This is a genomic window from Bacillus multifaciens, assembly GCF_030756675.1.
GTDB lineage: Bacteria > Bacillota > Bacilli > Bacillales > Bacillaceae_G > Bacillus_A > Bacillus_A multifaciens.
Map to the genome: position 1 here is coordinate 22,314 of NZ_JAVBXD010000038.1, position 21,594 is coordinate 43,907.

Genomic DNA, 21,594 nt, shown 5'->3' on the forward strand with positions numbered 1-21,594 from the left:
GGTTGTCTTTTTTATTACATTTGATATGTAATCTTTAATATTGAACGTAAAACCAAAACGGTCATTTTGTTTGTATATTTTATTAAAGTTATCATATAATGATGTGTACAGTTTTTTAGGAAGATATACGGTTCATCACAGTAACATAGGATTGATTTTTTGAAAATGAATCATTTTTCATACACTTCACTGTGAGGGGCGACTCCCGCGGAAAGCGTCCACTCGGAGTGGAGTGTACATCTATATATCATTCCTGTCTTTTGGTGATGAACTACATATGCATCATTTCAGTTAAATTTTTCTAAGAACAATGTTATAATGGCGAAATGTATGTATGAATTTTGCAGAAAGAAAAAACATATGATTAGGTGATTAATAATATGAAACAAATATGGCGTATATATACGACAGACATAAGGAATGTAGCAAGGCACTGGGCTGCAATTGTGATCATCATAGGGCTTACGATTTTACCATCGCTCTATGCGTGGTTTAATATTAAAGCCTCGTGGGACCCTTATGGGAGTACGAAAGATGTTCCCATTGCAATAACTAATGAAGACAAAGGTGCAAATTTACGAGGGAAAGACATTAATATAGGGAAAGAAGTTGTCGATTCCTTAAAAAAGGATAAGAACCTCGGTTGGAAATTTGTTGATGAGAAGGAAGCCATACATGGTGTGAAGCATGGTGATTATTATGCAAGTATTACCATTCCAAAAGACTTCTCAGAAAAAATTGCAACGGTATTGGATGAGAATCCGCAAAAGCCAGAAATTCAATACTATGTAAATGAAAAAGTAAATGCCATTGCACCAAAAATTACTTCAAAAGGTGCATCTGGTATTGTTGAAGAAATAGGCAAAAACTTTGTCAAAACGGCAAATGGTGAGATTTTTCAAATCTTTAATGAGCTTGGAATTGACTTAGAAACAAACTTACCAAGTATTGAAAAGATAAAGGATCTCGTTTTCAAACTAGAAGCGCAAATTCCAGAAATCAATAAAGTGGTGGATACAGCATTAACAGATGCTGATAAAGCACAAGGTCTTGTAACGACAGCGCAAGATACATTGCCAAAGGTTGAAAGTATTATTCAGGATGGTCAGCAGATGTCGAAGGATTTAGATTCGTTCTTTGCAGCAAATGATCAAGCGTTGGATGAGGCACCAGCGGCGATTAAGAGAGATTTAACGTATGCGAAAAAGGCTGCCGATGATGCGGCGCAGATTACGGATTTTATAAAAGATCCATTGAAAAATGTAGATAAGGAAATGATTAAAGGGCAGATAAAATCCTTGCAAAGTACAGCAAATGGAGTAAAAGACGCTTCGCAAAAGATTTCTGGTTATACAGATAAGGCGAAAGAGTATTTAAATACAGCTGATGCAAAAGCTGAAAAATTCAAACCACTTGTTGAATACATTGAGCAAAAGTCTGCAATGGGAATTGAAGATACTAATTTACTCAAGAAACTTGTTCAAGATTCTAACATATCTGAAAAAGATACTCTTGTAAGTGAAATAGAGGTTCTTAATAAAAAGCTTAATGAAATCAACAAAAATGCAAAATTGGCAATAGAAGCAACAAACGATTTGAATAAGAATAAGTCGGCTATTGAAGGTTTATTAAATCAAATCGATAGTTTAGCAAAAGATGTTGAAAAAGGCTCAAATAATTTTATTAATGGTACAAATGATTTAATAAATAAAGTTGATAATGGTATAGGTGGTAATGTAAATCTAGAACCGGCAAAACAAGGATTATACGACGTTCAATCTCAGCTTCAAAAAGGAATTAATATAATAGATGGAATTATTCCTGTATTAAATAGCGCAGATAAGCTTGCTGGTGATGCAGGAAAAACAACAAATATTCCTGAGACTGTAGCACAGTTAAATGATGCAAAAGGAAAAATGCAAAAGATAATTAATAAAATAAATAAGGCGCTTGATGTCATTAATAGCGGGAAGATACCATCAAAAGATGATATAGATGGTATAAATGCAGCTGCTAAAGATGCATCCAACACATTAGGTAATATTTTAGCACGCTATGACTCTGAAATTGTCCCAAGTTTTAACGATGCAATTGCGAAAACGAAAAGAATGAACAAAAATGCAGCGGATGTTTTAAATACAGCGAATCAAAGTCTACCTGATGTGAAGAAACTGCTAGAAGATGCATCAAAAGGATTAGCCCTTGGCAAAGAGGACGTAGCTAAAGTAAAAGCAGAACTTCCTGAAGCTGAGAAGAAAATTAAAGAAATTGCTAATAAAATTCGCGAATTTGAATCACAAGAAGATTTAAAAGACATCATTCGTTTGCTAAAACATGATGTTGAAAAGCAAAGTGATTATTTCGCAAATCCAGTAAACTTAAAAGAGAATAAATTATATCCAATTCCAAACTACGGTTCAGCGATGTCACCGTTCTACACAGTGTTAGCATTATGGGTAGGAGCATTGCTCATGGTGTCGTTATTAACAGTAGAAGTACATGAGGAAGATGCGGAGTATAAAAGTTATCAAATTTACTTCGGCCGTTTCTTAACATTCTTAACGATCGGTCTTGCTCAGGCATTTATCGTAGCAGTGGGAGATATATTCTTATTGGGCACCTATGTAGTTGATAAATTCTGGTTTGTTCTATTTAGCATGTTTATTGCTGGAGTATTCGTTTGTATTGTATACTCACTTGTTTCTGTATTTGGAAACATCGGTAAATCCATGGCAATCGTGTTACTTGTATTACAAGTTGCTGGTTCAGGTGGAACATTCCCAATTCAAATGACGCCAAAATTCTTCCAAGCAATTTACCCATTCTTGCCATTCACGTATGCAATTCGTCTTATTCGTGAGACAGTTGGTGGTATGCTTTGGGGTATTGTATGGAAAGACCTTCTCGTATTATGTATATGGGTAGTTGTAATGCTCGTTATTGCTCTGGCCTTGAAAAAGCCAATTAATAAGTCGAGTGAAAAGTTTGTAGAAAACGCAAAAGAAAGTAAGTTGATTCATTAATAATAAAAGGTTCCTGCCGATTGGTAGGAACTTTTTTGTTTGTAGAGAGCGTTAAGTGTGTCGAACATCGTCGAAGTGTCTTTATATTGTGTCGAAGCGCCGATATATTGTAAAAATCGGTCGATATATTGTAAAAATCGCCGATATATTACAAAGAGCGGTCGATATATGGTGGGCATGAAAAAAAGGAGTTGGCAAGCCAACTCCTTTAATCAAACTTCAACCCTTTTAATGCTTCCGCGAACGCATTATTTAGAGGTTCTTCCTGCTGCTGTTGTTGTTTCATGTATTTTTGAACGGCACGTTTATCTGCTTTGTTACCTGATTCTTTCTTACGGCGTTCTTGGAATGAAGAAAGTTTCTCACGGTAGCCACATTTACATGCGAAGATTTGGCCTTCTCCTTCACCGCGAAGTTCTAGTTTTTTCTTACATTGCGGGCAGCGTGCGTTTGTCGTGCGGGATACATTTTTACGATGACCGCATTCACGATCTTGGCAGACAAGCATTTTTCCTTTTTTACCGTTTACTTCTAGCATTGGTTTGCCGCAGTCTGGGCAAGTTTTTGTGGAAATGTTGTCGTGCTTATATTTTTTATCGCTTGATTTAATTTCAGAAACAATTTCTTTTGTGTAGTTTTTCATTTCGGAAATGAATACTTCTTTTTTCAACTTGCCATTCGCAATTGCTTCAAGTTTTTGCTCCCACTCAGCGGTTAGGGTAGGGGACTTTAACTCTTCTGGTACTAAATCAAGCAACTGACGGCCTTTTGATGTAATGTGAATGTCTTTGCCGCGTTTTTCAATTAGGAATGAATTGAACAATTTATCAATAATATCAGCGCGTGTCGCAACTGTACCTAGTCCACCTGTTGATTTTAATGTGTCTGCAAGCTGTTTATTTTGTGTGCCCATATACTTTGTTGGGTTTTCCATTGCTGAAAGTAATGTCGCTTCATTAAAGCGTGCAGGTGGCTTTGTTTGCCCAGACGTCCCTGCAATTAGTTTTACATTTAATGTATCGCCTTTTTCGATGCGAGGTAAAAGCTGTTCTTTTAAGTCATCTACTGCATCGTCATCTTCAAAGCGATTTTCATATACTTCTTTCCAGCCAGAATTCACAATTGTTTTCCCGCGTGCGACGAAGTTTTCATCACTGATTTTAGCGCGTAACGTTAGTTGTTCGTACTCGAAAGCTGGGAATAAAACTGCTAAGAAACGTTTAACAACTAAATCGTAAATTTTGCGCTCTTTATCTGTGAATGCTGAGAAGTTCACATAGCTTTCTGTTGGAATGATGGCATGGTGATCACTTACTTTACTATCATCAACAAAAGATTTGGAAGCTTTAATTGGTTTTGTTAAGACTTTATTAGCTAAAGAACGATACTCACCAACTCCGCAAGCTTTCAGACGTTCTGGAAGTGTCCCAACGATGTCGGATGAGATATAACGCGAATCTGTACGCGGATATGTTAATACTTTGTGCTGTTCATACAGCTTTTGCATAATATTTAACGTTTCTTTTGCAGAATAACCAAAGATTTTATTTGCATCACGTTGTAGTTCTGTTAAGTCATAAAGACCAGGAGCAAACGACTTCTTAGGTTTTTTCTCAATTTCCACTACAGTAGCATTTTGGTTTCCTAGTTTTTTCACAATCGCATCAATTTTTTCTTTATCAAAGCTGCGGCTATTACCTTTCGCATCTTGCCAAGTTAGTTTTAATCTATCTGTTGTTTGCACTTCGATACCGTAGTATGTTTGTGTTTTGAAGTTTTTAATTTCATCTTCACGTCCTGCAATGATCGCGACAGTAGGCGTTTGGACACGACCGCAGTTTAATTGTGCATTGAATCTTGTAGTTAATGCGCGTGTTGCGTTAAGACCGATATACCAGTCCGCTTCTGAACGGGCAACAGCTGAAGCGTATAAATTGTCGTATGCTTTACCCGGCTTCAAGTTGGCAAAGCCATCTTTGATCGCTTTATCGGTAACAGATGAAATCCATAGACGTTTAATAGGTTTATTAATTCTCACTTTATCAATAATCCAACGAGCTACCAATTCTCCTTCGCGTCCTGCGTCTGTAGCTACGATAATTTCATTTACATCATTTCGAGTTAGCTGATTTTTCACAGCATTAAATTGTTTGCCAGTTTGCTTAATCACGGTTAATTTTAAGCGTTCCGGTAGCATTGGAAGATCTTCTAAATTCCACGTTTTATACTTCACATCATAACTTTCTGGGTCTGCTAATGTAACGAGATGCCCTAAAGCCCACGTAACAATATATTTACTGCCTTCAAGATAACCATTTCCTTTTTTATCACACTTCAATACACGTGCAATATCACGTGCAACAGAAGGTTTCTCAGCAATTACAACACTTTTTGCCATATTTCAAACATCCTTTCAATTTCCGTAAGTTAACTATAGCATACATCCCTTTTGGATTCAGTTATTCCGAAGATTCGAATCCGTTGTTATGAAATATAAGCGTTACATTTTGAACTAGTTTGCTTGTCCGTGGCAGGAAAAGGTTCTGACCGCTCCTATGCGTGGCCAGTTGCTCACGTCCACCAAAAAAGAAAGGTGTTTTTTATGTTTTTTCTTCATGTAAATTTCGGCAAAGAAAATAAAATATACCCAGCACTCGCTTCCTCCTTTTGTTTTAAACGTTGCCCGTGGCAGAAAAAGGCCCTGACCGCTTCTATACATGGCCGGTTACTCTCTCCCACCGAAAAAAGAGGTTTTTATATCTTTTTTCAACTTGTTATTTCCATAGAATCAGAGTAGACTCTGAAGTAAATGAATAAGAAAACACATGGGAGTTTGTGGATGCAAACTGAGAGTACGGCTAATCCGTCGTTGACCATTTGAACCTGTTGGGTAATGCCAGCGTAGGGAGAGTGTAAAAGCACATTTTGAAGACACTTTGCATGCGCAAAAGTGTCTTTTTTGCTATATCTCCCATAATAAAAAAAGGAGAGATACATATGAAAATGAAAGATATTGCACAAGTAATTGAAACAGTACGTGAAAGAAATCCGCTCGTTCATAATATTACAAATGTAGTGGTGACAAATTTTACTGCCAATGGATTACTAGCATTGGGTGCATCGCCTGTGATGGCATATGCAAAAGAAGAAGTAGCAGAAATGGCAAGTATTGCGGGAGCGCTCGTGTTAAATATGGGGACACTTCGCCAAGAAGAAGTAGAGGCGATGCTTATTGCTGGAAAGTCGGCAAATACGCACAATGTACCTATTATATTTGATCCTGTCGGTGCTGGGGCAACTTCGTATCGAACAGAAGTAGCAAGGTATATTCCAAATGAAATAAAGTTGGCAGTCATTCGTGGTAATGTCGCAGAAATTGCTAATGTGATTGATGAGAAATGGGAAATTAAAGGTGTTGATGCAGGGGAAGGAAATGGTGATGTTGCGTCAGTTGCAAAATATGCAGCTTATCAGCTCAATACTGTTATTGTTATTACAGGAAAAGAAGATGTGGTAACAGACGGCGAAAGAACGTTCATTCTTCGCAATGGCCATCCGATTTTAACGAAAGTAACAGGAACGGGTTGTTTATTAACATCTGTTATCGGAGCGTTTACAGCAGCCGAAAACGATTATGTAAAAGCAGCTGTTGCGGCGGTAACATTTTACGGTGTAGCAGCAGAAATTGCGGCAAGTAAAACGGCCGAACAAGGGCCGGGAAGTTTCCAAGTTGAATTTCTGAATCAATTAGCAAACATCACGGCAGAAGACGTTGAACGATATGGAAATGTCGAGGAAGTTTGTTAAGAAAGGATGAGAGAAATGGCACGCATCGATAAGCAACACATGTCTGAATTACTACAAGTATATTTTATTATGGGCAGCAACAATTGCTGTAAAGACCCATTACAAGTTATGAAAGAAGCACTTGATGGCGGAGTTACACTTTTTCAGTATCGTGAAAAAGGTGACGGAGCGTTAACAGGAGAAAACCGCTATGCATTCGCAAAACAGCTGCAATCTTTATGCAAAGAATACAATGTTCCATTTATCGTAAATGATGATGTGGAATTCGCACTAGCGTTAGATGCTGACGGTGTTCATGTTGGGCAAGATGATGAAAACATTCAGATCGTACGCGGGAAAATGGGGGATAAAATCATTGGTGTATCTGCTCATACAATAGAAGAAGCTCGTTTTGCGATTGAAAATGGTGCGGATTATTTAGGAGTAGGACCGATTTTTCAAACAAGCACGAAAAAAGATGCAAAAGCGGTACAAGGAACGGCAGGATTACGTGTTTTTCGTGAAAATGGTATTGAAATTCCGATTGTCGGTATTGGTGGAATTACCGCCCACAATGCTGCTTCTGTCGTGGAAGCAGGGGCAGATGGTGTTTCTGTTATTTCAGCGATTAGTTTAGCGGATTCTCCTTATGAGAGTACGAAAAAATTAGCGGAGTTAGTAAAAAAATAATGAGTTGATAGATGAAAAGACCGATTTCTCATATGCAGAAATCGTTCTTTTTTTGTATAAAACAAATTGTATCGTTTGAAACTAAAGTGTATGAATATACTGTTTCGGAGGCGACAACATGATTACGTTACAAACGATTATAGCCGCTCATGAAAAAATGAAAGGGATTGTCCATACGACGCCGTTAGATTATTCGAGTACATTTAGTGAGCTAGCTCATAATGAAATCTATTTAAAGCTTGAGAATTTGCAAAAGACGGGTTCTTTTAAAGTGCGTGGTTCTTATAATAGAATGACTTCACTTAGTAAAGAAGAATTGCAAAAAGGAGTTGTGGCAGCATCGGCTGGTAATCATGCGCAAGGTGTTGCTTATTCTAGTAATATGCTCGGGATTCCATGTACCATTGTTATGCCAAAAGGAGCGCCGCTTAGTAAGGTGCTTGCAACAAAGCGTTACGGAGCGAATATCGAATTGCAAGGAAATGTGTTTGATGAAGCGTTAGCGTATGCGCTTGATTTAAAAGAACGAACTGGAGCGACATTTGTCCATCCATTTGATGATGAGCATGTGATTGCTGGACAAGGAACAGTTGGATTAGAAATTTTGCAGCAGCTTGATGATGTTGACGCGGTCATTTGTCCGATTGGAGGCGGTGGCTTAATTGCAGGCGTTGCGATGGCGATTAAAGAACAAAAGCCATCAGTGAAAATATATGGTGTTCAGGCGCTAGCGTGTCCGAGTATGAAACAATCTTTACAGGAAAAACAAAGGGTGACGGTACAATCAACGCCTACAATGGCCGATGGAATTGCGGTGAAAAGACCAGGTGATCTCACTTTTCAGCTTGTGCAGCGTTATGTAGATGATATTTTCTGTGTGGATGAAATGGAGATTGCGCGGACAATGCTTATGTTATTAGAACGTAATAAATTACTTGTAGAAGGATCGGGTGCTACTTCATTAGCAGCGCTGTTATATGGAAAAGTGCCTGAGCAAGGGAAAAAGATTGTCTCTGTAATAAGTGGCGGTAATGTTGATGTTAATTTTATTTCTCGTATTATTGAACACGGGATGGTGGAAGCAGGACGATTTGTCCATATTTCAACTATGATTAAAGATAAGCCAGGACAATTGCAGCAAGTATTACAAATTATCACCGATTTAGAAGCAAATGTTCTTCACATTCATTTAGAGAGAATTGGATCGAAAGTATTCCCAGGTTATGCACAGCTTCATCTTTCTCTTGAGACGAAAGATAATGAGCATATTGAGCAAGTGCTAACGGGAATGCGGAAGAAAGGATATAGTATTGAAATTATTGAATAAATATTTAAACAAACGTTTGATTAAAAAGAGCTAGCCCTTGTAAAGGCTAGCTCTGTCTTAATTAAAACATCAGTGAAACGAGAAGCATTCCAATTCCAATTGATGTAATTGTTGCAACAAGACCCGGAATCATAAAACTATAATTTTTACCGATACGCGTTGTACCCGTACGGTCAAAGTTAATTGCCGTAACAATGGTTCCATAGTTTGGAATAAAGAAATATCCGTTTACAGCTGGGAACATCGCGATTAATAGTGCCGGTGAAATGCCAAGTGTTAATCCAAGTGGTACTAACGCACGTACCGTTGCGGCTTGGCTATATAACAAGATTGATAGTACGAATAGTGCAATTGCAAATAACCACGGTGCACTCGTTACGAGATCTTGAATAGAACCTTGAATTGTTTGTAAGTTACCATATATAACACATTAAAAATGTGACTTACTCTTTTTGTTAACATTATGTTACAAGAGGAAGAGGGTTATTTTGAAATTTTATATTTATATGTACAAATAAGTGGACAAATTGATTTAGATGTTGTAATCTGTGGACAGAGAATTATTTAATTCTCATAAAACTCCCATATCGTTCAACTCGTTCTCGAGAAAGGCAAACTTGTGGAAACGCAAGGTCGCAAAGCTATAGGAGCTAAGGTCAAATAAGACTATGCTAGCCAGTTACCGGACTGATAGGGTTGGTTTAGGCCAATGTTTTTATAACATTGGTCCTTTTTTTTGTGTAAAGATATTAATAGAAAAAATAATAAGAGTAAGAATGCCGCTATCAGCAACAAATGGGATAGCGGCGTGATTTTGATAAATTGCAAGTGGTGATTAAAAATAAAAACCTGTCGTTTTTGACAGGTTTTTATTTTTAAAAGGGAATTTGTATTCTGTGTCGTATATGAAAAAATCTGTGCTATATTCTCTTTTATTTTATCTTTGCACCAGAACTGATTTTTACATACTTTCTAAAGAACTTGTTTATTTTAAATTTGCTACTCATTTGTTCAATATGTGGATTAGCAGTTAACTAATCTAATAACTTACATTTTTATTTAAAGTAACGCAAAAAGTAATTCTTCGCTTTCTCGTTATGGATATCAAAAATAACTCTATAGAAATGACACTCTGAGACTGGAATTTTATTCATTTGTGTGAAGAACTTTTTTACTTTTGTTTCATAGGTTGGATAATCATAATACAACCCAACCAAAATACTAATAAATTGTAACTGGATGCACAGTGTCATATTATCTGAGCCTTGAATTGCCAGTGAATACTCATTGAGTACTTCTTTTGAACTTTTTACATCGTTCAGTATCAATAAACTTTGTATTCGATTAAAAAAGAGATCCGCTAACTCTTCGAAATATACTTTGTTGTCAAATATTTCATATTTAGTTAGTTCTTGCTTTATTCTTGTAAATAGTTTATTTGACCTATCTAATTCTTTTTCAGGTATAGACAAAAGAACTAGCTTAGCTAATTTTATTTCATTTAAAGTCCACATCTTTGCATTTTCTAAATCCGCTAAAATCTCAATAAATGGGTCTCTTGAAAGTTTATGGAAATTATTATGGGTGATTAATACGAGTAAATATGCTTTTGCAGCCAAATATCGAATTTCCTTTACATGATTAGAAAAATGTCTTTCATAAATAGCAAATAACTCGTCAAATTTTCCTTTTTTGTATAATTCATCGATTTTTGCGTCTAATTTTCGACTATCAGATAAATCGTTTTGATGGTAAAAATACATAAACTCATCAAATGAAATATTTAGGTTTTGTAATAAGCCTTCAAATTTTTCAATACTCACGGAGTATTTACCCGCTTCAAAGTCACTGTAAAATGATTTTGACACGACACCTGTATAGATTTCTTTTTGTGTAAATTTTTTCATTTTTCTGATTTGTTTCATTGTATGTCCGTACATTCTATAACCCTCAATTCCTGTATACAGGAATTTTAGCAAAAAACAATTATTAATTCCATGATAAATTATAGAAAATTGAATTTGGAGGAAGTTTAAATGAAAAAAACATTCTATATAGAATTAGTATTGTACAGTGTGTCTTTAACAATTGTCGTCTCACTTTTTTCGGCAATTGGTGTTATGACAAATGCAAGTGAAGATGGAATGATTCTTTATCAAATTATGGCATTCTTGCTTATGGGAAGCATCTTTACCATATACATGAAAAAGAGTGATCCATCATTAGAAAAATTTGGTTTCGCAATTAAGAAAGTTGATTATCGAATTTGTTTAATTATGGGCGTTATTGTTTTAGTACAACCACTAATTCTAGAAATTAATTTTTCGATTCCAGTTCCAACCATTATGTTACTAATTGTTCAAATGGTATTGGTTGGTTATACCGAAGAAACGCTATTTCGTGCAATCTATTTTGATAAGTTAAAAACAAGAAATCCAATGGTTTATATTATTTTCTCATCTATTATTTTTGGAATTTTACACAGTGCAATTGCAATCAATCCAGAAGCAACAACCATTTTAGTTGTACTTCAAATTACTAATGCTTTGTTATTAGGAATTGTTTTTTCAACGATTTATTATTTGACGAGAAATATTTACTTATTGATAGCTACTCATGCACTATTTAATATTTTAGCGTCTATCACTTTAGCTAGTTCAGTTGAAGCGAATATTTTTTCTGTCTTAGTTTTATCAGCAGTATATACAATAGCTATTATCATTCTTTATGTTCAAAGAAATAATCTAAAAAATTGCTAAATAATAACCCCCTACTTTTTCGTTTTTGTGAAGAATGTATTTCTTAGCTTGATAGCGATGGGGTGTACCCCTAACCCTATTAAAAAAGAACACATCTCAATTATCTTTGATAGAGAATTATTTTTTGTGAAATAATCAACCTTTATCACAGCCAGACCCGCTACAATTATCATGATTAGAAGCTCAGCCGAGACGTAATAATTGAATGTATGTCACTTCATACAAAGTTAAGGGATATTAACATCATATATCCCTCAAACTCTAACTCCCTACATCAACCCCGTCTGAAGAGTACCTAGAAATAGTATTTACAGGAAAAAAATAAATTTGTTTGTTCATAAAAATAATCCGTGCTACAATGAAAACGAATTGAAACAGGGGAGCCTATGTGGCTGAGAGGATGTAACAATACATCGACCCTTAACCTGATCTGGATAATGCCAGCGTAGGGAGTTGTATCAAGAATCGTAGCGACTGTTATTCTATGATAACTTGTATATAAGGCTTTCCTGCTTCGCTGCAGGAAAGCCTTTTCTTTTTATATGAAATTCAAGGAGGAATTTAGTATGTCACAGCAAGTTACAGTTTCATTTTCAGTTGTACCACAAGCAAAGCATAAAGATGTTTATGCGGTTGTAGATAAAGCAATTGAGGTTGTTCAGCAATCAGGTGTGCGCTATGAAGTTGGCGCGATGGAGACGACAATGGAAGGAGAGTTAGATGAACTTTTGGACATTATTAAGCGTGCGCAGCAAGCTTGCATAGATGATGGGGCAGAAGAAGTTATTACTTCTATTAAAATTCACTATCGTCCAAGCACAGGCGTAACGATTGATGAAAAAGTGTGGAAGTATCGTGAAGATCATGAAAAAACAGAAGAGATCTAACATAGCGATTACGACAATTTGGCTTTTCCTTCTCATCGCAATATGGGAAGGAGCTGTTTCAATATTCCATATTGAACCGTGGATTTTGCCGAAGCCTTCTGCAATTGTACATGAACTTATTGAAATGAAAGATTTATTACTTCCTAATACAGTGCAGACTTTACAAGAAGTTTTCATAGGATTATTTTTTGCGATTATACTCGGAACGAGCATTGCAATAATTATGGATGTAATTCCATTATTCCGTGTGTTAATAAATCCATTATTAGTGATTTCGCAAACCATTCCGATTGTTGTACTCGCACCGTTATTTATTATTTGGTTTGGCTACGGGATGCTGCCAAAAGTAATGGTTGTGATTCTCGTATGCTTCTTTCCGATTACACTTAGTATTTTAGAAGGTTTTCAAACGGTAGACAAAGCGATGTTAAAGTTGCTGCAAACAATGCGAGCAAGCAAGTGGCAAGTCTATCAAAAAGTGAAGTTTCCAGCAGTACTGCCATACTTTTTTTCAGGATTAAAAATTGCCGTTACATATAGCGTAATGGGGGCCATTATTGGAGAATGGCTTGGGGCAAGTGAAGGTTTAGGGGTTATGCTGACAAGAGCGACGAAATCTTTTTTAACAGCTCGGGTGTTTGGAATCGCTGCTGTTATTGCCTGTGTGACGCTACTCTTGTATTTTATTGTTGAATTTATGGCAAGACTAACAGCACCATGGGTTTACAGAAAGGATGGAGAGAAATGAAAAAAGGGTTAAAAGCGTTATTAGCAGCTTCTTTATTATTTACATTTGCAGGCTGCTCAGCAGGGAAAACAGAAGAGAGTAAAGAGCAGAAAGTAAAAGTAGTATTAGATTGGTTTCCGAATACAAACCATACTGGTTTATATGTAGCAAAGACGAAAGACTACTATAAAAAACAAGGCTTAGATGTAGAAATTATTCAGCCAGGTGAAAACACTTCTGCTGAACAAATGGTTGCATCGGGAAAAGCTGATTTTGGTGTAAGTTATCAAGAGAACGTAACAACAGCAAGGGTGGAAGATATTCCTGTTGTATCAATTGGTGCTGTTATTCAACATAATACATCTGCATTTGCATCTTTAAAAAAGGATAACATCACATCTCCAAAAGCATTTGAAGGAAAACGATATGGCGGTTGGGGAGCACCAGCTGAAGAAGCTACTTTAAAAACAATTATGGATAAACATCAAGCAGACTATAATAAAGTGCAAAAGGTTGTACTTGGACAAACAGATTTCTTTAAATCTATTGGCCGTGACGCTGATTTTGAGTGGATCTATTATGGCTGGGATGGTATTGAAGCAAAAAGAAAAGGCATTGAGCTAAACACGATTATGCTAAAAGATTTAGATCCAGCATTAGATTATTATAGTCCTGTTATTATTACTAGTGAAAAACACGCAAAACAAGATAAAGACTTTGTGAAGAAGTTTATGAAAGCAACAACGGATGGCTATAACTTTGCGATTAAGGAGCCGCAAGCATCAGCGGATATTTTAATTAAAAATGTACCAGACATTAATAAAGAGTTAGTACAAGAAAGCCAAAAATGGTTAAGTACGAAATACCAAGATGATGCGAAGGCGTGGGGAGTACAGAAGGAAGAAGTATGGACGAATTATATGAATTTCTTATATGACAATAAAGTCATTAAAAAGAAAATTGATGTGAAAGCGGCCTTTACGAACGAATTCCTTCCGAGCGAAAAATGAACGGACTACAAGTAAAAGACGTTACGAAAACATTTGATGGGAAAACAGTGCTAGAGCATATGAATGTCTCGGTTCAAGAAGGTGAATTTGTTTCGTTTGTTGGACCAAGTGGGTGCGGAAAAAGTACGTTATTAAACATTATCGCTGGAATTGAACAAGCAAATGATGGAGATGTACTTTACGAAGACCAATCCGTTATGAAACGTGATATTGTTAGCTATATGCCGCAGCAAGATCTCCTGCTTCCATGGCGTTCTGCTCTTCATAATATTGTATTGCCTTTAGAAATTGAAGGGCAATCGAAAAGAAAACGATTAGAAGTTGGTATGGAAGCGCTAAGGCAATTTGGACTTGATGAATATGCAGATCATTACCCAGATGCGTTATCAGGGGGAATGCGGCAGCGTGTTAGCTTTTTACGGACGTATTTATGTGATAAACCGATTATGCTGCTTGATGAACCCTTTGGAAAATTAGATGCATTTACAAAAATGGAAGTGCATAGCTGGTTACTAGAATCATGGCAAAAAGGGAAACAAACAATTATTATGGTTACGCATGACTTAGACGAAGCGATTTTGTTATCAGATCGTGTTTTCATTATGTCACAGCAGCCATCAACAATTGTTGGCGAAGTGAAAGTGAACTTGTCGCGCCCTAGAACAATGGACATGTTAACGTCAGAAGAGTTAAAAGAAGATAAAACAGAGATATTGAAAATATTAGCTCCTTATATGAGGAAATAAGACATTGCTCCTTAACGGTTTTTGATACAATTACTGTTAAGGGGTTTTTTATTATAAAAGTATGAAGGGAAAGTGTTATGCAAAAGGTTGATTATGAAATTCAGTATGCAAAAACAATAAAAGAAAGTTTGGAATATAAACAGTCGCCAAAAGAAAAAAACTTCTTTTCAATTGGTGCGAGGGGTCATTATGAAAATCCTATTAGCGATATTATGGCTTTTTTTATGCATCCGAGAGAAGAACATGGATTTCAAACACTGTTTTTGCAAAGTTTAGCGAAGTGTTTAAGCATTAATATAGATGTATTGAGCTTTTTATCAATAGAAAGAGAAGTAGTAACAGATGAAGGAAATAGAATAGATATTTTAATTGAAGGAGAGGACTGGGTAATTGTAATCGAAAATAAAATTTATCATCAAGTTTTAAATCCACTAGATGAATATATAGAGTTTATTAATAATACATACCAAAACAAATCTTGTTATTTTATACTTCTCTCTTTAGAAAAAAAGATGATTAATCATGATAATTGGATGAGTCTTTCATATGTTCATTTTATTAATGAAATTGAAAAAGGATTAGGTAAATATTTATTGAAATGCGGAACAACAAAGTGGGTGGTCTTTTTAAGGGAGTATGTAGTGAATATTAAAGCTTTAATAGGAGAAGAAACCATGGATCAAAAAATGTTGAGCTTTATACAAAATAATTATGCGCAAATCAATGAGATTATAAAAATGAGATCACAATATTTAAATTACATATCTAAAGAAATACAAGCAATTATGCAAGAATTAGGACATGAAAAAGTTACACATAAAATTTATGAGGGATGGGGAGAAAAGAAAGTTGGAATTAAGTTTTCCTCTAAGGAACGTTGGGGTCCAAAGACGAATATTGTGTTTGTTGTAAGAGAAGACGGAGAGTTCGAAGTAGATTATTACATATATGGCATTGAAGAAGAAGAATGGGATGCTCTAGACCAACATTTCTTGAATGAAAAATACGATGCTTGGATAGAAGGAGATACAATTTGTGCTTATGGTTTAAAAGAAGAATATAGTTCTCTTACACTAGGACAAGGTTTACAGGAATTTAAAAGTGTGCTCCAACTAATGGATGGATTTTATAAAAATAAATGATGGTATAAATTACTTATAAGCAGGAATTTTAACAAATTTGTAGAATTTAGCATATGATAGAATAAATGTATAATTTTTGTTTATTCTATATACAAATAATAATTTATAAAGAGGTGAAAGGATAAGATGACTTTATCAACTGTTCTTCAAATGGTTTTGGCTTGATAAGGGAGTAGTCTGCCCAATTTTTGAGTAAAAGCCAACCGAAAGACAGTAGATAAAGAACCTTATTCCTTTTTTACGATAATAATTTGTAATGGATAAGGTGTGTTTGCCTTATCCATTTTTACGTTTAGTAAATTGAATATTGTTTTTTTTGTACTGTTCTCTCGTTTGGCTTTAGATGTAAAGCGAAAAGGAGAGAGTAAAATGAGTATGTTATCAGTTGAAAATCTTACCCATATGTATGGGGATAAAATAATCTTTCAAAATATTGATTTTCGATTACTTCGAGGTGAGCATGTTGGTCTTGTAGGGAGTAACGGAGCAGGGAAATCGACGTTACTGCGTATATTAGCGGGAGAGTTACTTCCTGATGAGGGGACGATTGAGTGGTTTCCTCATATGAAGATTGGTTTTTTGCAGCAACATATCGATTTGCAGGCCGGCACAACGATTATGAAGTATTTACAAAGCGCCTTTGCCAGCTTGTACGATACCGAGAATAAGATGCTACAAATAGCGGAGAAAATGGCAGCAGGTGATAATCTTGAACAATTGCTAGTGCAATACGGAGAGCTGCAAAGTGCACTAGAGCATTCTGACTTTTATCATATTGAGGAAAAAATCGAAATGGTCGCTGCAGGATTAGGAATTTTAGAACTTGGGATGGATCGTGATGTGGAACAACTAAGCGGCGGTCAACGAACAAAACTGTTGTTAGGAAAATTATTATTAGAAGAGCCGCATGTTTTGTTACTTGATGAACCAACAAACTACCTTGATAACGTTCATATTGAATGGCTTATGGGGTATTTGAGAAATTACGAACATGCTTATATTGTCGTTTCGCATGATGAAAGGTTTTTAAATGAAATTACGAATGTTATTTATCATTTAGAATATAGAGGGATGAAACGCTATATCGGTAATTATCAAACATTCCTAACAAACTATGAGCAAAATAAACAGCAATTACAAGTAGCGTATGATAGGCAGCAAAGAGAAATGGAAAGACTAAAGAATTTTATTCAAAAGAATAAAGTTCGTAAAGCGAAACAAGCAAAAAGTCGTGAAAAAGTGTTAGCAAAAATCAACCAAATCGGAAAGCCAACTTCTGCGCTGCAACCGCGTTTTATGTTTCAGGTGCATTTTGATTCTGTTAGCCGAATTTTAGAGACGAAAAATATGCAGATTGGTTATAAAGAGCCTTTATTCAGCCCAATTGATTTACAAATAAAGCGCGGTGAAAAAATTGCGATCGTCGGTTATAACGGGATCGGGAAAACAACAATGTTAAAAACATTGCTTGGGTATTTGCAGCCTTTAAGCGGCACGGTGCAAATAGGAGAGCGAGTAAACCCGGCTTATTTTGCGCAAGAAGAATTCGCCACTGAGCAAACACCGCTTGAGGAAGTATGGTCACTTCGGCCGGATATGACGCAAAAACAAATTCGGCAATCATTAGCAAGGTGTGGTTTAACAGAAGAGCATATTTTGCAGCCGCTTTGCTCTTTAAGCGGCGGGGAACAAACGAAAGTACGTTTATGTGAATTAATGTTAACAGAAAGTAATGTACTTGTTTTAGATGAACCGACAAATCATTTAGATGTTCGGGCAAAAGAAGCGCTTAAGCAAGCTCTTATGGAATATGAAGGCACGATTTTGCTCGTTTCTCATGAACCAGATTTTTATGAAGAATGGGTGACGCAAATTTGGACGGTACAAGATTGGTGTAAACGCGCTTAATAGTGAGGAGATTTTTTCCTGTTAATGGAATAAACTATAGAATAGAGGTGGTGGTGGAGTTATGGAGATCTTTTCGATTCTTGCTGAGGAACGTATTCGGCAAGCGATGAAAGATGGTGAATTTGAAGATTTGCCAGGAAAAGGGAAACATCTTCAGTTAGAAGATTTATCGATGATTCCAGAAGAACTTCGTATGAGTTATAAAATTTTGAAAAATGCTGGTATGATTCCTGAAGAAATGCATCTGCAAAAAGAGATGTTAAAAATTGAAGATTTACTGGCGTGTTGTCATGATGAGGCAGAGAGAAAACAATTACAAGAAGAATTAACAGCGAAATCACTTCGTTTTCAGCAACTGCTCGAAAGACGCAAATGAAAAGAAACAGCTTCATTTGGTTTATACCGCGATAAGATATTTCAAAAATTTCTATAAGAGAATTTATATAATTTCAAAGTAAATAAGAGCTAACAATTGCTATCTGTACTATTAGTTTGAAATTCATCCTAATATAGGTAAAAATGTAATTTTATTAGAGGATATGGAGGGAGTTTTGGCGAAATATTTAGTTGTGATTGTTTTCCCTGAAAAATATAAATCACACTCTAGTTGAAGAGTGAAAGGGGGATTTTAGAATGGACATGGAAATGGTAGTAGGCGTTATATTTTTTGCTTTACTAGTTGCAATTATTGTAAAAGTAAATGGATCAAGTGGGAGAAAAAGGGGACGAAGCCGATACAATTCCGATTCAACGGATAGCTATAGTGCACCAATATTTTTTGCAGGATCTAGTGACAGCTCGGGAGATTGCGGAAGTTCTTTTGGCGGAGATGGTGGCAGCGGCGGTGGAGATTGACATAGAAATGCGCCTGAAAAGGCGCATTTTTTTATTGCTTTGAAATTTAAACAAACGTTTGATTAGTTGGGGAAAAGTCTTGGAAAATGTATTAAACAAACGTTTGATTAATGGGAGTAAATCGCTGTAAGAAATTAGAGAACCGACATAAAAGCCCTTTCTTTTTAGATGGGCGAGAGCAACTGGCTATGCATAGAAGCGGTCAGGGCCTTTTTCTGCCACGTGCGATGTTTAAAACAAAAGGAGCAGGCCAGTAGCGGGTATGTTGGATTTTGCATAGCAGCGATTTATGTGTTGAAAAATCAAAATAGATTTGTATAAATAAACATTTGATTAACAAGAAACCTTAATAAAGAGATAAAGAGGGAATAGAGAATGGAAAAAAAGCCGAAAGTAAAAAACAAAGGGAAAATGATTGCATTTGCTGTAGTGGCGGGTGGCGTTGTTCTATTTAAGATCGCGTTAAAAATAGGAAAACTGTATGCGATTCATAATTGGATTGATAAGATATTTTCATAAATAAGGAAATTGCCTCTTGTAAGAAAGAGGCAATTTTTGTTAAAATTAGACTGAACGGTCGGTTTAATGAGGTGCAATGATGAGAAAAAGTGCTGAAGAAATTAAAAGAGAAATTGCTTATAAAGCAGAACAATTATTTTCAAAAACAGGGTATGCAGCAACATCTATGGAAGACATTTGTGAAATTACTGAGCGAAGTAAAGGTAGTATTTACTATCACTTTAAAAGTAAAGAAGAATTGTTTTTATTTGTAGTGAAGCAGCATACGTACGATTGGTTGGAAAAATGGGCAGAAAAAGAAAAGCAGTACCAGACAAGTACAGAAAAGTTATATGGCCTTGCTGAATATTATGTCGAAGATGTCCAAAATCCAATTTCTAGTACAATTGAAGAATTTCTAACGAGTCAAGTTGTAAGGAAAGATATAATGGATGAAATGATCGCCTTAACTCGTGAATCGTATAGCATTTTTAAGAAGCTAGTCGAAGAAGGGATGGCATCAGGTGAATTTCGCCAAGACGATGTAAATGATCTTATGTACGTTGTGAACGGTCTGTTAGCTGGGCTTGGACCATTATATTATGAAATGAATGCAGAAGAAATGACACGGATTTATAAAAAGGCAATTGATGTTTTATTACAGGGAATGGCAGCTGGATCGTAATATCAGCAGCTTTTCTCTTGAAACAAATTAGACTGAACGGTCGGTTTAAAAAAGGGGAGATACGATGAATGCTTTGTTAAAAAATCGAGTGTTTCTACTTGTAATTGCTTCTGATATTTTACAACAATTTGCGATTTGGATCCGAAATATGGCGCTTTTGTTTTTTGTTATGGAACAGACAAATAATGATCCCGTTGCTGTTTCTATATTGTCCGTTATGGAATACGCACCTATATTTATCTTTTCGTTTGTTGGAGGTGCCTTGGCTGACCGGTGGAATCCAAATCGCACGATGATTACAGGGGATATATTAAGTGCACTATCTATCGTTATGATCGTTTTCTTGTTGAATATTGGGTATTGGCAAGCGCTATTTGCTGCAACATTTGTGTCAGCGGTCGTCAGCCAATTTTCACAGCCAGCAACTTCACGCGTGTTTAAACATCATGTCGAAGAGGAACATGTGAGTGCAGCTATTGCCATATCTCAAAGTTTACAAGCATTGTTCCTTATCTTTGGTCCAGTTGTAGGAACATTCGTGTATACACAGCTCGGTTTATTTGCATCACTCTACAGCTTAATCATTATTTTTGTTTTATCAGCTCTTTGTCTTTCATTTCTACCAGGATGGATGAAAGAAGTAGAGGCGCGGCAATCTTCATTATGGAATGATATAAAAGAAGGTTGGTTGTATGTGCTACGTTCGAATCCCCTGCGAATGTTGGCTATAGCTTTTTCGATTATTGGCTTAGCGGCAGGTTTAGTACAACCGCTTGAAGTCTTTCTCGTTGTGGAACGATTAGGAATGGAGAAAGAAGCTGTCCAATATTTAACTGCAGCCGATGGCATTGGGATGTTAATTGGGGGCGGTGTGGCAGCTGTTGTTTCTAAAAAAGTAAAGCAGAAACATTTACTCGTTTTTGGGATGATCATTTTAGCTGTTTCATTTGTTGTAGAAGGGTTTTCGACTTCGTTTTGGATTACAGTGTGCATGCGTTTTATAACAGGTATTTGTTTAGCTTGTGTAAATATCGTAATTGGAACGTTTATGATTCAACTTGTAGATGAAAACATGATTGGCCGGGTAAATGGAACGGTATTACCGCTATTTATGAGCACGCTGTTAATCGGTGTTTCGCTAGGAGGGGTATTGAAGGAGACAACTTCGCTCGTGATCGTATTTAGCATAGCGGCGGTATTAGGATTAGCAGCTATTTTACCAGTACTTCGAATGAAAATGACACAAAAACAAGGAGGAGTCTGTTAACTCAAAGAATTCATTCGACACAACAAAACAATCCATCAATATACCACGACATTTAAGCGCATTCGGATTCTAGATTCTACAACATTGCAGCTTTCAGATAAGTGTTTTCTTCACATTATCAAGGTACAGGGGGAAGTAGCCATACAGTAGGAGTTAAAATACAATGAGCCGTCATATGGACGGCTCATTTACATAATTCTCGAAAGCGGAAGTTAAATCGTTGGGTCCGTTAGGTATCAGAATTTGTATTAAGTTTCAAATGCTTATCACCTAAAATAGTAATG

General features: G+C 36.1%; 18 protein-coding genes, 1 pseudogene and 3 riboswitches. Of the genes and pseudogenes, 16 read left to right on the forward strand and 3 right to left on the reverse strand.

Features of this window, described 5'->3' with window-relative positions; all coding sequences use genetic code 11:
- The first annotated feature begins 380 nt into the window (after nt 1-380).
- On the forward strand, nt 381-3,023 hold the full coding sequence (locus tag Q9306_RS19715; protein WP_306201561.1) for a YhgE/Pip domain-containing protein: 2,643 nt from the start codon (nt 381-383) through the stop codon (nt 3,021-3,023).
- Between the two features lie 208 nt (nt 3,024-3,231).
- Here Q9306_RS19715 and Q9306_RS19720 read toward each other — a convergent pair whose 3' ends face one another.
- Nucleotides 3,232-5,421 carry a DNA topoisomerase III gene (locus Q9306_RS19720; RefSeq protein WP_306201563.1) on the reverse strand — a complete coding sequence of 730 codons (2,190 nt, stop codon included), beginning with the start codon at nt 5,419-5,421 and terminating at the stop codon, nt 3,232-3,234.
- A gap of 417 nt (nt 5,422-5,838) precedes the next feature.
- Nucleotides 5,839-5,948, forward strand: a riboswitch (TPP riboswitch).
- Between the two features lie 72 nt (nt 5,949-6,020).
- Between Q9306_RS19720 and thiM the strand changes: the two genes are divergently transcribed.
- From thiM to ilvA, 3 genes are all read left to right on the forward strand, one after another.
- Nucleotides 6,021-6,830: a hydroxyethylthiazole kinase gene (thiM, locus tag Q9306_RS19725; protein WP_306201565.1), complete on the forward strand. Its 810-nt coding sequence runs from the start codon at nt 6,021-6,023 to the stop codon at nt 6,828-6,830.
- A gap of 15 nt (nt 6,831-6,845) precedes the next feature.
- A complete protein-coding gene (gene thiE / locus Q9306_RS19730) occupies nt 6,846-7,499 on the forward strand; it encodes a thiamine phosphate synthase (RefSeq protein WP_306201567.1) in 654 nt (217 codons plus the stop codon).
- Between the two features lie 118 nt (nt 7,500-7,617).
- Nucleotides 7,618-8,826 (forward strand): threonine ammonia-lyase, encoded by a 1,209-nt coding sequence (gene ilvA / locus Q9306_RS19735; protein ID WP_306201569.1) that lies wholly within the window; start codon nt 7,618-7,620, stop codon nt 8,824-8,826.
- A gap of 61 nt (nt 8,827-8,887) precedes the next feature.
- Here the strand turns inward: ilvA and Q9306_RS19740 are convergent.
- Nucleotides 8,888-9,244 (reverse strand): annotated as a pseudogene (locus tag Q9306_RS19740) (anaerobic C4-dicarboxylate transporter family protein); the annotation flags it as partial.
- 182 nt (nt 9,245-9,426) lie between these two features.
- Nucleotides 9,427-9,513: riboswitch (cyclic di-GMP riboswitch) on the forward strand.
- A 368-nt stretch (nt 9,514-9,881) separates the two neighbouring features.
- Nucleotides 9,882-10,766 (reverse strand): helix-turn-helix domain-containing protein, encoded by an 885-nt coding sequence (locus Q9306_RS19745; RefSeq protein WP_306201571.1) that lies wholly within the window; start codon nt 10,764-10,766, stop codon nt 9,882-9,884.
- Between the two features lie 96 nt (nt 10,767-10,862).
- On the opposite strand from Q9306_RS19745, the gene Q9306_RS19750 reads away from it, so the two are divergent.
- The 12 genes from Q9306_RS19750 (at nt 10,863) to Q9306_RS19805 (ending at nt 21,310) form a co-directional block, all read left to right on the forward strand.
- Complete coding sequence (locus Q9306_RS19750) at nt 10,863-11,585, forward strand: CPBP family intramembrane glutamic endopeptidase (RefSeq protein WP_306201573.1); 723 nt, start codon at nt 10,863-10,865, stop codon at nt 11,583-11,585.
- Between the two features lie 366 nt (nt 11,586-11,951).
- A riboswitch (TPP riboswitch) is annotated at nt 11,952-12,054 on the forward strand.
- Nucleotides 12,055-12,151: 97 nt separating this feature from the next.
- Nucleotides 12,152-12,472 (forward strand): MTH1187 family thiamine-binding protein, encoded by a 321-nt coding sequence (locus Q9306_RS19755; protein ID WP_020062770.1) that lies wholly within the window; start codon nt 12,152-12,154, stop codon nt 12,470-12,472.
- The gene (locus Q9306_RS19760) at nt 12,450-13,220 is read left to right on the forward strand and encodes an ABC transporter permease (protein ID WP_306201593.1); all 771 of its coding nucleotides are present in this window, start codon (nt 12,450-12,452) and stop codon (nt 13,218-13,220) included. The genes Q9306_RS19755 and Q9306_RS19760 overlap by 23 nt, the downstream gene beginning before the upstream one ends.
- Entirely contained in the window at nt 13,217-14,209 is a 993-nt protein-coding gene (locus tag Q9306_RS19765) for an ABC transporter substrate-binding protein (RefSeq protein WP_306201577.1), read from the forward strand. Before Q9306_RS19760 ends, Q9306_RS19765 begins: the two co-directional genes overlap by 4 nt.
- Nucleotides 14,206-14,955 carry an ABC transporter ATP-binding protein gene (locus Q9306_RS19770; RefSeq protein WP_306201579.1) on the forward strand — a complete coding sequence of 250 codons (750 nt, stop codon included), beginning with the start codon at nt 14,206-14,208 and terminating at the stop codon, nt 14,953-14,955. The genes Q9306_RS19765 and Q9306_RS19770 overlap by 4 nt, the downstream gene beginning before the upstream one ends.
- Before the next feature lie 77 nt (nt 14,956-15,032).
- Complete coding sequence (locus Q9306_RS19775; RefSeq protein ID WP_306201581.1) at nt 15,033-16,097, forward strand: PD-(D/E)XK nuclease family protein; 1,065 nt, start codon at nt 15,033-15,035, stop codon at nt 16,095-16,097.
- Nucleotides 16,098-16,466: 369 nt separating this feature from the next.
- Nucleotides 16,467-18,005 (forward strand): ABC-F family ATP-binding cassette domain-containing protein, encoded by a 1,539-nt coding sequence (locus tag Q9306_RS19780; protein WP_306201583.1) that lies wholly within the window; start codon nt 16,467-16,469, stop codon nt 18,003-18,005.
- A gap of 61 nt (nt 18,006-18,066) precedes the next feature.
- On the forward strand, nt 18,067-18,381 hold the full coding sequence (locus Q9306_RS19785; protein WP_306201585.1) for a DnaJ family domain-containing protein: 315 nt from the start codon (nt 18,067-18,069) through the stop codon (nt 18,379-18,381).
- A gap of 257 nt (nt 18,382-18,638) precedes the next feature.
- Entirely contained in the window at nt 18,639-18,860 is a 222-nt protein-coding gene (locus Q9306_RS19790; protein ID WP_306201587.1) for a hypothetical protein, read from the forward strand.
- 375 nt (nt 18,861-19,235) lie between these two features.
- Nucleotides 19,236-19,379: a histidine kinase gene (locus Q9306_RS19795; RefSeq protein ID WP_306201589.1), complete on the forward strand. Its 144-nt coding sequence runs from the start codon at nt 19,236-19,238 to the stop codon at nt 19,377-19,379.
- Between the two features lie 79 nt (nt 19,380-19,458).
- The gene (locus Q9306_RS19800) at nt 19,459-20,043 is read left to right on the forward strand and encodes a TetR/AcrR family transcriptional regulator (RefSeq protein ID WP_306201591.1); all 585 of its coding nucleotides are present in this window, start codon (nt 19,459-19,461) and stop codon (nt 20,041-20,043) included.
- 64 nt (nt 20,044-20,107) lie between these two features.
- Entirely contained in the window at nt 20,108-21,310 is a 1,203-nt protein-coding gene (locus tag Q9306_RS19805; RefSeq protein WP_371932409.1) for an MFS transporter, read from the forward strand.
- Nucleotides 21,311-21,594 lie beyond the last annotated feature (284 nt).

What these genes read in the sequence shown, in the direction of transcription:
- Q9306_RS19715 (WP_306201561.1), top strand. Translation starts at nt 381, where the DNA reads ATGAAACAAATATGGCGTATATATACGACAGACATAAGGAATGTAGCA.
- Q9306_RS19805 (WP_371932409.1), top strand. Translation starts at nt 20,108, where the DNA reads ATGAATGCTTTGTTAAAAAATCGAGTGTTTCTACTTGTAATTGCTTCT.
- Q9306_RS19760 (WP_306201593.1), top strand. Translation starts at nt 12,450, where the DNA reads ATGAAAAAACAGAAGAGATCTAACATAGCGATTACGACAATTTGGCTT.
- Q9306_RS19795 (WP_306201589.1), top strand. Translation starts at nt 19,236, where the DNA reads ATGGAAAAAAAGCCGAAAGTAAAAAACAAAGGGAAAATGATTGCATTT.
- Q9306_RS19755 (WP_020062770.1), top strand. Translation starts at nt 12,152, where the DNA reads ATGTCACAGCAAGTTACAGTTTCATTTTCAGTTGTACCACAAGCAAAG.
- Q9306_RS19720 (WP_306201563.1), bottom strand. Translation starts at nt 5,421, where the DNA reads ATGGCAAAAAGTGTTGTAATTGCTGAGAAACCTTCTGTTGCACGTGAT.
- Q9306_RS19750 (WP_306201573.1), top strand. Translation starts at nt 10,863, where the DNA reads ATGAAAAAAACATTCTATATAGAATTAGTATTGTACAGTGTGTCTTTA.
- ilvA (WP_306201569.1), top strand. Translation starts at nt 7,618, where the DNA reads ATGATTACGTTACAAACGATTATAGCCGCTCATGAAAAAATGAAAGGG.
- Q9306_RS19800 (WP_306201591.1), top strand. Translation starts at nt 19,459, where the DNA reads ATGAGAAAAAGTGCTGAAGAAATTAAAAGAGAAATTGCTTATAAAGCA.
- Q9306_RS19785 (WP_306201585.1), top strand. Translation starts at nt 18,067, where the DNA reads ATGGAGATCTTTTCGATTCTTGCTGAGGAACGTATTCGGCAAGCGATG.
- thiM (WP_306201565.1), top strand. Translation starts at nt 6,021, where the DNA reads ATGAAAATGAAAGATATTGCACAAGTAATTGAAACAGTACGTGAAAGA.
- Q9306_RS19780 (WP_306201583.1), top strand. Translation starts at nt 16,467, where the DNA reads ATGAGTATGTTATCAGTTGAAAATCTTACCCATATGTATGGGGATAAA.
- Q9306_RS19770 (WP_306201579.1), top strand. Translation starts at nt 14,206, where the DNA reads ATGAACGGACTACAAGTAAAAGACGTTACGAAAACATTTGATGGGAAA.
- thiE (WP_306201567.1), top strand. Translation starts at nt 6,846, where the DNA reads ATGGCACGCATCGATAAGCAACACATGTCTGAATTACTACAAGTATAT.
- Q9306_RS19765 (WP_306201577.1), top strand. Translation starts at nt 13,217, where the DNA reads ATGAAAAAAGGGTTAAAAGCGTTATTAGCAGCTTCTTTATTATTTACA.
- Q9306_RS19775 (WP_306201581.1), top strand. Translation starts at nt 15,033, where the DNA reads ATGCAAAAGGTTGATTATGAAATTCAGTATGCAAAAACAATAAAAGAA.
- Q9306_RS19790 (WP_306201587.1), top strand. Translation starts at nt 18,639, where the DNA reads ATGGACATGGAAATGGTAGTAGGCGTTATATTTTTTGCTTTACTAGTT.
- Q9306_RS19745 (WP_306201571.1), bottom strand. Translation starts at nt 10,766, where the DNA reads ATGTACGGACATACAATGAAACAAATCAGAAAAATGAAAAAATTTACA.